This window comes from Mycobacterium numidiamassiliense, from assembly GCF_900157365.1.
In the GTDB taxonomy this organism is placed as follows: Bacteria; Actinomycetota; Actinomycetes; order Mycobacteriales; family Mycobacteriaceae; genus Mycobacterium; species Mycobacterium numidiamassiliense.
Genome location: NZ_FUEZ01000004.1, coordinates 169,355 through 182,273 on the forward strand (window position 1 = coordinate 169,355; position 12,919 = coordinate 182,273).

The window sequence follows — 12,919 nt, forward strand, 5'->3', positions numbered from 1 at the left end:
GGGCGCCGCGGCGCCGCCCGCCGCCACCCGGCGAACCCGACTACCCTGATCGAACGTGCCGGAAGCTGCCGACGATCCGAAGCTGCTGGCCGCTGCCGCGGTCGCATTGAATCAGCATGCATCGGTGCTGCGCGAGATCGGATCGGCGTTCGACGCCGGGGGCCACGAACTGTATCTGGTCGGCGGTTCGGTGCGAGACGCCTTCCTGGGCCGGCTGAGTGCCGATCTGGATTTCACCACCGACGCCCGGCCCGACCAGATCCAGCAGCTCGTGCGGCGGTGGGCCGACAGTGTGTGGGACACCGGGATCGACTTCGGCACCATCGGCGTCGGCAAGGGCGATTACCGCCTGGAAATCACCACGTTTCGCGCGGACACCTACGACCAGGTGTCCCGCCATCCCGAGGTGCGTTTCGGCGATCGCCTCGACGACGACCTGGTGCGGCGCGATTTCACGGTGAACGCGATGGCAGTGCGCGTCACAGCCGACGGGGCGGGCGAACTCCTGGACCCGCTGGGCGGTTTGGCGGCGGTCCGCGCCCAGGTGCTGGACACCCCGTCAGCGCCGGAGGTTTCCTTTGGAGACGACCCGTTGCGCATGCTGCGCGCCGCGCGGTTCGTCTCGCAGCTGGGCTTCACCGTCGCCCCGCGGGTGCGGACGGCGATCGGCGAGATGGCCCCGCAGCTGGGCCGCATCAGCGCCGAGCGGGTGGCCGCCGAACTGGACAAGCTGCTGCTCGGGGCGGACCCGGTCGCCGGCATCGACCTGCTGGTGAACACCGGCATGGGTGAGGTGGTGTTGCCGGAGGTCGGCGGTATGCAGATGGCCATCGACGAGCACCACCAGCACAAGGACGTGTACCAGCATTCGTTGACCGTGCTGCGGCAGGCGATCGCGCTGGAGGACCCGGGCGACCCGGATCTGGTGCTGCGCTGGGCGGCGCTGCTGCACGACATCGGCAAGCCGTCCACCCGGCGCCACGAGCCTGACGGCGGAGTGAGCTTCCACCACCACGAGGTGGTGGGCGCGAAGATGGTGCGCAAGCGGCTGCGGGAGCTCAAGTACTCCAAGCAGATGGTCGACGACATCTCGGGGCTGGTGTACCTGCATCTCCGGTTTCACGGCTATGGCGGTGGAAGGTGGACCGACTCTGCGGTGCGCCGTTATGTCGCGGATGCCGGGCCGCTGCTGCCGCGGCTGCACAAGCTGGTGCGCGCCGACTGCACCACCCGCAACAAGCGCCGGGCCGCGCGGCTGCAGGCGAACTACGACCAGCTGGAGGCGCGGATCGCCGAGCTGGCCGCCCAGGAGGACCTGGCGCGGGTCCGCCCGGACCTGGACGGCAACCAGATCATGAAGCTGCTCGACATCCCGGCGGGACCACAAGTCGGTGAGGCCTGGCGATTTTTGAAGGAGTTGCGGCTGGACCGCGGTCCGCTGACCAACGAAGAGGCCACCGACGAGCTGCTGGCCTGGTGGCGATCGCGGGGGAACCCCTAGCCGACCGACCGCGTCAGAACGGTCATGGACTATTGCCTGGCAGGCGACGACGGACATGCGGCCATCTGGCACGGCCAACCCGATCTCGATCTGGACGGCGACGGCCGCCTGGATGCGTTCGGCCTGGATCTCGACGGGGATGGGATGCGCGATGACGCACTGGCGGATTTCGATGGCGACGGGATCGCCGATCACGCGGCGCGCGACGTCGACAACGACGGCACCCCGGAGGCCTTCTTTACCGACGACGGGTCGGGCACCTGGGCGGTCAGTTTCGATCGGGGCGGGCAACTGCGCTGGTTGTCCCTCGATGGCGTCGAGCACACGGGTGGTCCACTCGTCGACTTCGATGGCGTGCACGTGCGCGGCCAGCTGGACGACCGGTTAGTCGACACAGATGGCAACGGGGTAGCCGACCGGGTGCTGTGCGCCGGCGAGGACGGCATGACCGGTTATGTGGACACCGATGGTGACGGCCGGTGGAATGTCCGGTTGACCGACGCCGACGGCGACGGCCTGTCCGACGGCGCGACCAGCTTGTGACTGCGAGCCGGCATTTCGGTCACCCTGGTTGACATGGTTTTTGTTCAATTTGGGTAAACCAACCGCACTCCGCGTGTGGAGCCGAAAAAGAAGTGAAGTGACAGTCCCCGATCGCTGTCTAAACTGCTATGCATATCCAGGTCGGGGAGGCCTAGAAATCAGGGAGGAAAACCATGGCAGGCACAACCGTTGTCACACCGGAGCTGCTGCGTAGTACCAAGCAACGGATCGAATCACGGCTGCAGGAAGCGGCGACAATCGCCAATCAGTACTTGAGCGGCCACGAGAACATCATCAGCGGCACCGGCTGGGCCGGCCAGGCGGGGACGACCTCGCTGAACACCGCCGGTCAGATCGAGCATGACCTGCAGCAGATGTTGAACGGCGGCAATCGTCTGGCCCACGGACTCGGCCAGGCGGCGGTCCTCATGGAAAACCACGAAGCCGACTCGGCCCACAACCTCAACGGCGTTTTCGGCGGCGGGCACTCGGCCTAAGACGGTTCGTCAATTCCATCCACAGACTTATTCACGTAAGGAACCACAAAATGGCCGACAACATCGTCTACAACCACGCCGCGGTCAGCGGCCTGTCCGGCGACATCGGTTCGCAGGCGGCGCAGCTGATGGAAATTCACAGCGACGTTCTGCATCTCACCCAGGCGCTGGGCGACTTCTTCCAGGGCCACGGCGCGACCGCGTTCTTCGACGCCCAGCAGCAGATGCTGCACGGCCTGGAGGACCTCATTCAGACGGTCAGCCTGCACGGACACACCGTGAGCAATGTGCACGACGCCGCGGTGAGTACGGACTACCAGATGGGCAACCTCTTTACCTAGCCACGCATACGGGGTGGGGGCGTACGCGGTGCGTGCGCCCCCCAGGCTGCGTCAGGGGAACAGCGTGTTAACCACCACATTGGACGGGCTGTGGGTCCTCCAAGTGCTCACCGGCATCGAGGTCCTGGCTCCCGAGATGGGCCTGCGGCCCCACTTGCCCAGCGTCGAGCCCAAGCAGGCGGCGTTGCAGCATCCGGTCGCGGCCGAACTGCGGGCCGCCGGCGTCATCGACGAGTTGGGCGCCGTCGACGGCACGATCGTCGAGTGGCTGACCGTGCTGTCCCGGCGCGACGTCGGCCTGCTCGTGCACTTCCGTATGCCCGGCGACGCCGAACCGGCACGGGCGCTGCTCGCCCGATTCGCGCAGTGGTGGGTCGCCATGGAACGGTCCGCCGACATCGTGCGGATCAGCGGTGCGGGCGTCACCGTCAACGAATCAACCGCCAGCGCGGCACTGTCCGCACAGATCGAGCGATTGTGCGGCAGCTGCGATCCGGCGACGCTACGACCTGTCACGCTGGACGCCGATGCCCTGCGCGGAGCCGCGACCAGTCAGGAGTCCGTGCGTACGTTCTTCGACAATCAGGGGCTCGACCACGACCAGGTGCACATGCTCGAACTTGCGGCCGATCCCGAGCGTTCGGCCCAAGCCTCGATCGTCGCCATCCAGTCCGGCGTGGACAGTGGCCGGCCGACCCGGACCTTCATCGAGCCGGGGGCGGTGACCATCATGGATACGCCGGAGGGACGGCTGGTCGCCGAACACATGTCTTCCGCGGGCAAGAGGTGGATGATCGTTGCTCCCGGGAACAAGAACAACATCGCTGCGGCGATCGGCCATATGATGCGGCGCCTGCCGGCCGAACAAGAATGGTTTTCGTACCGAAAAGTTGTGTAGTCGAGAGGGTATCGCACAAATGTTAGCATCGGCATCGTGACAAACCCGTGGACGGGCTCGTCCAATCCCGAGGAACAGGGCGGACCGACTCGGAGAGAAGCGCCCGCTGCTCGCTACCAAAACCAAGACTCCGTATCGGGGACATTACGCATCTCGGATATGGTGGCGCCGCGCAAGATTCCGCCGGGCGCCGGCTGGCGGCGATTCCTCTATAACGCCACCTTTCACGCCATTAACTTCGGCGAATCGCCCGGTGAAAGACATTATCGGGAATTGCAGGAACGAATCCGGCGCCACATTCGCAAGCAGTACGTGGTCGGGGTCATATCGGGGAAGGGCGGCGTCGGCAAGACCACGATGACCGCATGCATCGGCGCGGTGTTCCGCGAATGCCGGCCGGAGAACGTGGTCGCCATCGATGCGGCCCCCGGCTTCGGCACACTGGCCGGGCGCATCGATGAATCCCCGCCGGGCGATTACGCGGCGGTCCTGAACGACACCGACGTCCAGGGCTATGCGGACATCCGGGAACACTTGGGGCAGAACAGTCTTGGCCTCGATGTCCTGGCCGGAAACCGCGCGTCGGATCAACCGCGGCCACTGGTCGCTTCGATGTTCGCCGGCGTGCTGTCCAGGCTGCGCCGCACGCACACCGTCATCGTGGTGGACACGTCCGACGACCTCGAGCACCCCGTGATGAAGGCGGTGCTCGACGCGTGCGACACCTTGGTTTTCGTGTCCGGTCTGACGGCGGACACCTCCCTGCCGGTCACCCGCGCGATCGACCTGCTGCGGTCGATGGGCTACCACGAGGCGGTGTCGCGCAGCATGGTGATTTTGAACGACAGCCGTGACCAATACGATTCCGAGGCGCGTGCTTACCTCACCGAACGTTTCGCGCAATCGGGGGCGACGGTCGAATTCATGCCTTACGACCCGTATCTCGCCAAAGGCGGGATTATCGACACACGTCACGAGTTGAAGAAAAAGACCCGCTTGCGGTTATTCGAGATCACCGCGGCCCTGGCCGACAAATACATTCCAGATGCTGACAGGCCACGCTAATGGCGAAGGTATCGTTTCCGGCCCGTTGTGCGGTTGCGGTCGTTTGTGGAGAACATCTGGTCTCGCAGGTATACCCCGCCTCGGTGCCCGTCGAGGCCTTCCTCGACAACGTCGTCGAGCTACTTAACGACGAACTCAAGCGGCGGGGGTTCACCGGGCTGGAGTCCGGGGTCGGATACGAACTACACAAGGCCAACGGTGTCCGGCTGGATGTCACCAAGACGCTCGACGAACTCGGCGTCGAGGACGGCGCCACGCTCACCCTGGTTCCCGTGGTGGCCGGCGAATCGTTCGAGCCGCAGTACGAGTCGTTGTCGACCGGCCTCGCCCGGATCGGCAAGACGCTGTTCGAGCCGGTCACCTTAAAGACGGCCGCGCACACCGCGCTGGTCATTCTCGCGATGGTCTCGATGACAGGGCTGGGATTGGCTGTGCGCCAACGCTTATCGACTGATTCGTTGCTGCCGACCATCGTGACCGGTGTGTCCGGCCTGCTGATCGCCGGGGGAGCGTGGGCGGTGTGGCGTTGGTGGCCGGGCCGAACCGACATGGTGGACGGGCTCGGCTGGACCGCGCTGCCGCTGCTCACGGTGAGCTTCGCCGCCGGTGCGCCGGGGCACGTCGGGGCCGCGATCCTATTCATCGGGTCGCTGATGGGCGCGGTGCTGACGTGTGGACTCGCGACCGCGACCGGGCGCCATGCCAACGTGGCGGCGACCGTGGTGACGGTGACCGGGCTGGGCGGGGTTATCTCCGGATTCCGGATGTGGTGGCCGGTTCCCGCGCAGTGGCTGGGGATGTGCACCCTGGTCGCCCTGCTGTTGCTGTTGACGATGTCGCCGACGATCTCACTCTGGGTGGCCAGGATCCGGCCGCCCTACTTCGGATCAATCACCGGGCGTGATCTGTTCCGCCGCGGCGCGGGTATGCCGGTCGATGCGGTGTCGCCGGTGGACGAGGGTGCCGACGAGGAAGTGAATACCGACACCACGCCGCGCGGCGCGCAGATCGCGATCGCGGCCGTCCGTGCCAACAACATCCTGACGGGAATCTGTGTGGGTGCCGCGCTGATGCTGCCCGTCGCGGTGTGGGCCACCCTGATGCCGGGCCGCGACCGGAGCATGGCGGCCGCGGTGCTGGCCGGGCTCTTCGTGCTGATCTTCATCAGCCGTGGGCGGGCGTTCGCCGACAAGCGCCAGGCCGTCTCGCTGGTTTGTGGGGCGGCGGCCGCACTGTGCGTCGGCGTCGTCAAATACGTTGCGCACGAGCCCGCTTCGTCCGGGCTTCCGGTGTTGTGGGGGGTGCTGGTCTTGGCCGGGTTCGGCGGCGCCGGCCTGCTGGCGGCGCTACTGGTGCCCATCACCAGGTTCACTCCGCTGGTCCGGATGACGGCGGAATGGGTGGAGATAGCGGCGATCATCGCGGCCCTGCCGTTGGCCGCGTGGATCGGCGGCTTGTTCACCTGGGTGCGGATGCGATGACCCGGATGGTTGACGCGGCGTGGGCTGCTCTACTGGCTGCGTCGCAGCGGATCGCTGCGACGGGACTGACCTGCCTGCTCGTCGCCGCAATAGCGAGCCTGCCTGCGGCACAAGCAATTCCGCCGCCGACCGTCGACCCCGGGCGGGTGCCGCCGGACGGCAAGCCCGTGTCGGATCAGCCGATGCGGCAAAGCTTCGCCTGCGCCAGAACGATCACCGTCGCCGACCCGAACGTAGGTCTGCTCGCGCCCGGGATCACTATGCTGAACATCGGCAAGGCCTGGCAGTATTCGACCGGGAACGGGGTGCCGGTCGCCGTCATCGACACCGGCATCAATCCCAGCCGGCGGCTACCGGTCGTCGCGGGCGGTGACTACATCATGGGCGGCGACGGCCTCTCCGATTGCGATGCGCATGGAACCATCGTGGCGTCGCTGATCGGGGCAGCGCCACAAGGGATTCCGATGCCCGCGCCGATGCCGGCCATCCCGGCGTTCCCGCCGCCTGCGGGGCCACCGCCGACCGACGCGGGAGCGCCACCTCCGGGCGGAGCGCCGCCGCCGGTCGCGCCCCCGCCACCACCGTCGCCGGTGACGATCACCCAGACCGTGGCGCCGCCGCCTCCGCCGCCACCCCCACCGGACGCCCCGTCCAACGGACCGGGCGATCCAGTGCCCGGGCAGCCCGACGACCCAGAGGTGCCGCCGCTACCCCCGGGTGCGCCCGACGGGGTCGTCGGTGTCGCGCCGCACGCCGTCGTCATCTCCATCCGGCAGTCCTCGCGGGCCTTCGAACCGGTGAACCCCGGGGGCGGTGACATGGAGGGGCGCAAGAAGGCCGGGACTATCGCGACGCTGGCCAGTGCCATCGTGCACGCGGCGAACATGGGCGCCAAGGTGATCAATGTCAGTGTGACAGCATGTGTTTCGGCTGCTGATCCGCTGGACCAGGGCGCCATCGGTGCCGCCGTGTGGTACGCCGCGACCGTGAAGGACGCGCTGATCGTCGCCGCAGCGGGCAATGACAGCGAAGACGGCTGCGCCCAGAACCCGTCGTTCGACCCGCTGAACGCGTCGGACCCCCGCGACTGGCACCAGGTGAAGACCGTGTCGTCGCCGTCGTGGTTCTCCGACTACGTGCTGTCGGTCGGCGCGGTCGACAACACCGGCGCACCGATCAGTAAGAGCCTGGCCGGACCGTGGGTGGCCGCCGCCGCTCCCGGCGTCGGTGTGATGGGGTTGTCCCCCGAGACGGGTGGACCGGTGAACGCCTACCCGCCGATCCGTCCGGGCGAGAAGAACATGCCGTTCTGGGGCACCAGCTTCTCCGCCGCGTATGTCAGCGGGGTGGCCGCGTTGGTGCGGGCCAAGTACCCGGGGCTCACCGCGCATCAGATCATCAATCGCATTCTGCAGACCGCACACAATCCGCCGCGTGGGGTCGACAATCAGGTCGGCTACGGCGTCGTCGACCCGGTTGCGGCGCTGACGTTCGATGTGCCTCCCGGCGACAAGCTCCCGCCCGGCGCGGCCAGCCGCGTGCTGCACCCGCTGCCGCCGCCACCACCGCCGGATCACCGCGCCCGCAACGTGGCATTGGTATTCGCCGGTGTCGTCGTGGCCGCGATCGCGGTGGTCTCGCTGATCGTTCGGGCCCGGCGGGAACGATGAGGTCCGGGACGAAGCTGACCATCATCGTCGGCATCTTCTTCGCAGCCTTCGCGGGGTGGGCCTTCGGTCAATACATCGGTGCTGCAGTGGGATTGGTGATCGGGCTGGTCGTCGGCGTGGTCCGGTGGCGGGGTCAGCCGCTGTGGTCGTGGTTGATCCTGTGGTTCCGGCGTCGTCGGCCGATCAACTGGACGGAGCCGCTGACCGTCGCCAACGACCGCGCCGGTGGCGGCATCCGGTACCAGGACGGCGTTGCGGTGGCCGCGGTCCAGCTCTTCGGAAAGGCGCATACACCAACGCTTTTCACCGGATCGACGGCAACCTACACGGAGAACTCGTTCGATCTCACCGAGCTGGTTCCCCTGCTGCATCAAAGCCTGGGCCTAAAGCTGGGTTCGCTGAGCGTCGTCAGCGCGGGGGCGCGCCGGCGCAGCACCGGTGACTATCCGCGGGTGTACGACACCCTGATCGGCACGCCGCCGTATGCCGGCCAGCGCGAGACCTGGTTGATCGTGCGAACTCCGGCGCTCGACAATGCCGAAGCGCTGCGGGACCGGACCTCGGTCGGCACGGCGACGCTCGCGGCCGCGCAGCGGATCAGTGCGGCCATGCGGCAGCACGGCGTCCGCGCGAAGGTCGCCACGGCCACCGACATCGTCGAGATGGAGCGGCGACTGGGCCGATCCGCGCTCGAGGTTTCCAACCGGCGCTGGCGCTCGCTGCGCGGCGACAACGGCTGGCTGACCACCTACTGGTACCGGCCCGGCGACATCACCGCGGAGTCACTGGCGCAAGCGTGGTCGGCGCGCGCGGACGGGATCGTGCAGAACGTCACGCTTTTCGGCGACGGCACCGCCACGGCTACCGTGACGGCCCGGACCGCCCAGCCGCCGACGGCGCCGCTGAATCTGATGTTGCGGACCTTGCGGGGCGAGCAGGCGCAGGCCCTCGCCGCCAATCTGTGTGGGCCGCTGCCGCCGCTACGCGGAATCCGCCGTGGAGTGCTGCGCGGTCCGCTGATCGTTCCCATCGGACCGTCGGGGGTGCTGCTCGGCAAGGTCGCGGGTGGCAACCGGATGCTGCTGCCGTTCGACGACGCGGGCGAGTTCAGTCGGGTGCACATCGCCGCCGAGGACGCGCTGGCCAAGCGGTTCGTGATCCGGCTGGCCGGTGCGGGCGAGCGGATTACGGTGCACACTCGAAACATGCAGCGGTGGAACAGTGTTCGGATGCCGGACGTCGGCGTCACCGACCAGGCGAAACCGGTATCCGGCACGACGGTCAGCGTGGTGGACGGCACTTTGTCGCCGGCGCCGCGGCCGAACACCCTGATCTCGGTGGGGGAACCGGGCGAGCCGTACCGGGGGACGGCCAATGTGTTGATCACGCAGACGGGCCCGGCGACGGTGGAAGTGACGGCCGGCGGCCATGTCCATGTGGTGGAGGTCGAGTTGTTCCGCGCCGAGAATCGTTACGTATCCTCGGAACCGATGGTTCTGCGAACTTCTGAGCTGGAAGCGGTGGATACACCATGACCAGCAGCACCACTCCTGCGGCCGCACGAAAATTCTTCGATCAGGCGATGGCTCTGCTCGACGGCGATGTCGCCGCGGCCGCGCTGCGGTTTCGCGAGGCGACGGAAGTCGATCCGTCGATGGCCGACGCCTGGCTGGGCCGTATCGCCGCGGGTGACGAGTCGTTGTCGACCGTGCAGCACCTCTACGAATACGGGACGCGGCTGCACCGCGAAACCAACCGGCTCGGCGCGCGTTTGTCCGCCCCGATCAAAGCGGGGCCGTACCTGTCGATCTCGGTAACCGAGGCCTCCCACGCCGGCCTGGCGCTGGCGAGTGCGCTCATCGACGATCGCCAGTATGAGAAAGCTGAAGCGCTGCTTCGGGATTCGTCGCTGCTGGACACCTGGGAAAACCATCAGTGGAAGCAGTACATCGAGGCGTATCTGATGTTCGCCACCCAACGGTGGCCGGATGTGATCTCGACGGCTGCGGCGATCCTGCCGCCCCAGGCGATCATCATGTCGGCGGTCACGGCGGCGACCTGTACGTTGGCGGCGCATGCCGCGGCCCATCTCGGTCAGGCGCGGGTCGCGCTGGAGTGGACCGACCGCGTCGAGCTGCGCAGCGGATACGGTGGCCCGACCGAGTCGCGGCGTCAGCAGATCGAAACCGCCGTCACCGCAGTCGATCCCAACGACTTCCCATTGATCGCGGCCGACTTGGCCTATGTGCGCGGGATGGCGCATCGCCAGCTCGGCGACGAACCCAAGGCCCAGGTCTGGCTTTCCAAGGCGACGATCAACGGCGCGCTGATCGAATCAGCCAAGCAGGCGCTGGCCGACCCCGCGCTGCAACTGGTGATCACCGACGAGGGCGCCATCGAAACCCGCACCAATAAATGGGATGTGACCACCGAGCTGTCCGCGCAGCAGCGCGCGGAAGAGGACAACAAGGGGCGGCGCGGTGAACTCCTGGAGGAGGGCCGCGCCCTGCTCGACAACCAGGTCGGGTTGACCGAAGTCAAACGGGCGGTCGCCGAACTGGAGGACCAGATCGAGGTCCGGGCGCTGCGTCAGGCCGCCGGCCTGCCCCTGGCCAACCAGACCAACCACATGTTGTTGGTGGGTCCGCCCGGCACCGGTAAGACCACCACCGCCGAGGCGCTGGGAAAGATCTATGCCGGGCTCGGCATCGTGCGTCATCCCGAGATCGTCGAGGTCAAGCGGTCCGACTTCTGCGGGGAGCACATCGGGGCCTCGGGCCCGAAGACCAACGAACTGATCGACCGTTCGATGGGCCGCATCCTCTTTATGGACGAGTTCTACTCGCTCGTGGAACGCCACCAGGACGGGCGGCCGGACATGATCGGCATGGAGGCGGTCAACCAGCTGCTGGTGGCCCTCGAGGTGCACCGGTTCGACTTCTGTTTCATCGGCGCCGGATACGAGAAGGAAGTCGACGAATTCCTCACGGTCAACCCGGGTCTGGCGGGCCGGTTCAACCGCAAGCTGCGTTTCGAGTCCTACTCGCCGGGCGAGCTGGTGGAGATCGCGCTTCGCTACGGCAAGCCGCGCGCCACCGTCCTCGAGCCGGCCGCCGCCGAGGCACTCAAGGCAGCCTGCGCGACATTGCGGACCTACCGCCTGCCCGATGGCACACACGGTGTCGATGCCATGCAGAACGGTCGGTTCGCACGCAATGTGGTCGAGCGCGCGGAGCGGCTGCGGGACTCGCGCGTGGCCGCGCAACACCGCACCGACAAGGGTTCGGTCACCGTCGAAGACCTGCAGACGCTGCGCACCCCTGACGTCCTCGCCGCGGTGAAGGATGCGTGCGCGGAAAAGCATGTGCCGATAGTGCTTTGACGGAGTCGCCCGGATGGTGACCACCCTCGGCCGACACGGGAGTCGTCGGCCGCCGGCACCGGAGAATGCGGAGTCACCCATACCGGCCACGCGGCATGCTTAAGATGCACCCGGGCCCGAAATGTGGGAGGCCATGCGTGGCGCGCCACGGCAGCGCTGCGGCTTGACGAACGGAGTGTCCGGCGGTGCACCGTATCTTCCTGATCACGGTGGCGCTATCACTCGTATTCCTCAGCGCGCCCCCCGCCGCGGCCGTTTCTCCGCCCACGATCGATGCCGGTGCCGTGCCCCCCGATGTGACGGGGCCCGACCAGCCGCTGGAACAGAAGCGGGTCTGTAAGGCGCCCTTGACCCTGCCGGGCACCAATTTCCACGATGCCCCGTGGCCCAACACCTACCTTGGCATTACCCAGGCCCAGAAGTTCGCGACCGGGGCCGGCGTCACGGTCGCGGTGATCGACACCGGCGTGGACGCAACGCCGCGGGTTCCGGCCGAGGCGGGCGGCGATTTCGTCGTCGCCGACGGCAACGGCCTGTCCGATTGTGATTCGCACGGGACGCTCACCGCGTCGCTCATCGCGGGGCGGCCCTCGCTCACCGACGGGTTCGTCGGAGTCGCACCCGACGCGCGGTTGATCTCCGTACGCCAGACCTCGGAAGCCTTTGAGCCGAAGGACACGCAGAACAACCAGAGTGACCCCAACGCGACGCCTGCCGCCGGATCGATCCGCAGCCTGGCCCGCGCGGTGGTGCACGCCGCAAACCTCGGCGCCGGCGTGATCAACATCAGCGAGGCCGCCTGCTTCAAGGTCAAAAAGCCGGTCGACGAGTCCACCCTAGGGGGAGCTCTCAACTACGCGGTCAACGTCAAGGGCGCGGTGGTCGTCGTGGCGGCCGGCAACGTCGGCGGCGATTGTGCGCAGAATCCACCGCCCGATCCGGCGATCGCCTCCGATCCACACGGCTGGTTGGGGGTCCAGACGATCGTCACGCCGGCGTGGTACTCACCGCTGGTGCTGACGGTCGGGGGCGTCGGGCAAAACGGGGCTCCCAGCGAGTTCTCGATGCACGGACCGTGGGTGAGCGTCGCGGCGGCCGCCGACAACATCATTGCGCTCGGACCCCTCGGCGAGCCCGTGGATGCGCTGCCCGGCAAGGAGGGACCGGTGCCGATCGCCGGGACGTCGTTCGCCGCGGCGTACGTCTCCGGTCTGGCCGCGTTGTTGCGGCAACGCTTTCCCGATCTGGCCCCGGCACAGATCATGAACCGGATCGTCGCCACCTCGCGGCATCCCGGAGGCGGTGTCGACGACTCCGTCGGCGCGGGAACCATCGACGCGGTCGCCGCACTCACGTGGGATGTACCCGCGGGCTCCGCTCCGGGAAATGCGTTTCCTGTCGACCGAATTCACCCCCCGGTGCCGGTGCCGGGCCCCGACCACGGGCCGATCAACGCGGTGGCGCTCGCGATCATCGGCCTGATTGTGGCTCTGGGACTGGCGGCATTGGTCCGACGTGCGTTGAAGCGGCACTGACGAAAC

Annotated in this window: 11 protein-coding genes; all 11 read left to right on the forward strand. The window is 67.5% G+C overall.

Annotated features, from left to right (window positions below; all coding sequences use genetic code 11):
* Nucleotides 1-55: 55 nt before the first annotated feature.
* The 11 genes from MNAB215_RS09170 (at nucleotide 56) to mycP (MNAB215_RS09220) (ending at nucleotide 12,913) form a co-directional block, all read left to right on the forward strand.
* The gene (locus MNAB215_RS09170) at nucleotides 56-1,501 is read left to right on the forward strand and encodes a CCA tRNA nucleotidyltransferase (protein ID WP_077078547.1); all 1,446 of its coding nucleotides are present in this window, start codon (nucleotides 56-58) and stop codon (nucleotides 1,499-1,501) included.
* 24 nt (nucleotides 1,502-1,525) lie between these two features.
* Complete coding sequence (locus tag MNAB215_RS09175) at nucleotides 1,526-2,044, forward strand: pullulanase (protein WP_077078546.1); 519 nt, start codon at nucleotides 1,526-1,528, stop codon at nucleotides 2,042-2,044.
* A 173-nt stretch (nucleotides 2,045-2,217) separates the two neighbouring features.
* Complete coding sequence (locus tag MNAB215_RS09180; protein WP_077078545.1) at nucleotides 2,218-2,541, forward strand: WXG100 family type VII secretion target; 324 nt, start codon at nucleotides 2,218-2,220, stop codon at nucleotides 2,539-2,541.
* Between the two features lie 50 nt (nucleotides 2,542-2,591).
* Nucleotides 2,592-2,882 (forward strand): WXG100 family type VII secretion target, encoded by a 291-nt coding sequence (locus tag MNAB215_RS09185; protein WP_077078544.1) that lies wholly within the window; start codon nucleotides 2,592-2,594, stop codon nucleotides 2,880-2,882.
* 64 nt (nucleotides 2,883-2,946) lie between these two features.
* Nucleotides 2,947-3,780 (forward strand): ESX secretion-associated protein EspG, encoded by an 834-nt coding sequence (locus tag MNAB215_RS09190; protein WP_077078543.1) that lies wholly within the window; start codon nucleotides 2,947-2,949, stop codon nucleotides 3,778-3,780.
* Nucleotides 3,781-3,816: 36 nt separating this feature from the next.
* Entirely contained in the window at nucleotides 3,817-4,845 is a 1,029-nt protein-coding gene (locus tag MNAB215_RS09195; protein ID WP_077078542.1) for a MinD/ParA family ATP-binding protein, read from the forward strand.
* A complete protein-coding gene (gene eccD, locus MNAB215_RS09200) occupies nucleotides 4,845-6,326 on the forward strand; it encodes a type VII secretion integral membrane protein EccD (protein ID WP_077078541.1) in 1,482 nt (493 codons plus the stop codon). Before MNAB215_RS09195 ends, eccD begins: the two co-directional genes overlap by 1 nt.
* Before the next feature lie 5 nt (nucleotides 6,327-6,331).
* A complete protein-coding gene (mycP, locus tag MNAB215_RS09205; protein WP_083746293.1) occupies nucleotides 6,332-7,996 on the forward strand; it encodes a type VII secretion-associated serine protease mycosin in 1,665 nt (554 codons plus the stop codon).
* On the forward strand, nucleotides 7,993-9,531 hold the full coding sequence (gene eccE / locus MNAB215_RS09210) for a type VII secretion protein EccE (protein WP_077078540.1): 1,539 nt from the start codon (nucleotides 7,993-7,995) through the stop codon (nucleotides 9,529-9,531). The genes mycP (MNAB215_RS09205) and eccE overlap by 4 nt, the downstream gene beginning before the upstream one ends.
* The gene (gene eccA, locus MNAB215_RS09215; protein ID WP_077078539.1) at nucleotides 9,528-11,378 is read left to right on the forward strand and encodes a type VII secretion AAA-ATPase EccA; all 1,851 of its coding nucleotides are present in this window, start codon (nucleotides 9,528-9,530) and stop codon (nucleotides 11,376-11,378) included. The genes eccE and eccA overlap by 4 nt, the downstream gene beginning before the upstream one ends.
* A 185-nt stretch (nucleotides 11,379-11,563) precedes the next feature.
* On the forward strand, nucleotides 11,564-12,913 hold the full coding sequence (mycP, locus tag MNAB215_RS09220; RefSeq protein WP_077078538.1) for a type VII secretion-associated serine protease mycosin: 1,350 nt from the start codon (nucleotides 11,564-11,566) through the stop codon (nucleotides 12,911-12,913).
* Nucleotides 12,914-12,919 lie beyond the last annotated feature (6 nt).

Excerpts from the sequence above, each read along its gene's own strand:
- MNAB215_RS09175 (WP_077078546.1), top strand. The coding sequence starts at position 1,526 with ATGGACTATTGCCTGGCAGGCGACGACGGACATGCGGCCATCTGGCAC.
- MNAB215_RS09180 (WP_077078545.1), top strand. The coding sequence starts at position 2,218 with ATGGCAGGCACAACCGTTGTCACACCGGAGCTGCTGCGTAGTACCAAG.
- MNAB215_RS09185 (WP_077078544.1), top strand. The coding sequence starts at position 2,592 with ATGGCCGACAACATCGTCTACAACCACGCCGCGGTCAGCGGCCTGTCC.
- eccD (WP_077078541.1), top strand. The coding sequence starts at position 4,845 with ATGGCGAAGGTATCGTTTCCGGCCCGTTGTGCGGTTGCGGTCGTTTGT.
- mycP (WP_083746293.1), top strand. The coding sequence starts at position 6,332 with ATGGTTGACGCGGCGTGGGCTGCTCTACTGGCTGCGTCGCAGCGGATC.
- eccE (WP_077078540.1), top strand. The coding sequence starts at position 7,993 with ATGAGGTCCGGGACGAAGCTGACCATCATCGTCGGCATCTTCTTCGCA.
- eccA (WP_077078539.1), top strand. The coding sequence starts at position 9,528 with ATGACCAGCAGCACCACTCCTGCGGCCGCACGAAAATTCTTCGATCAG.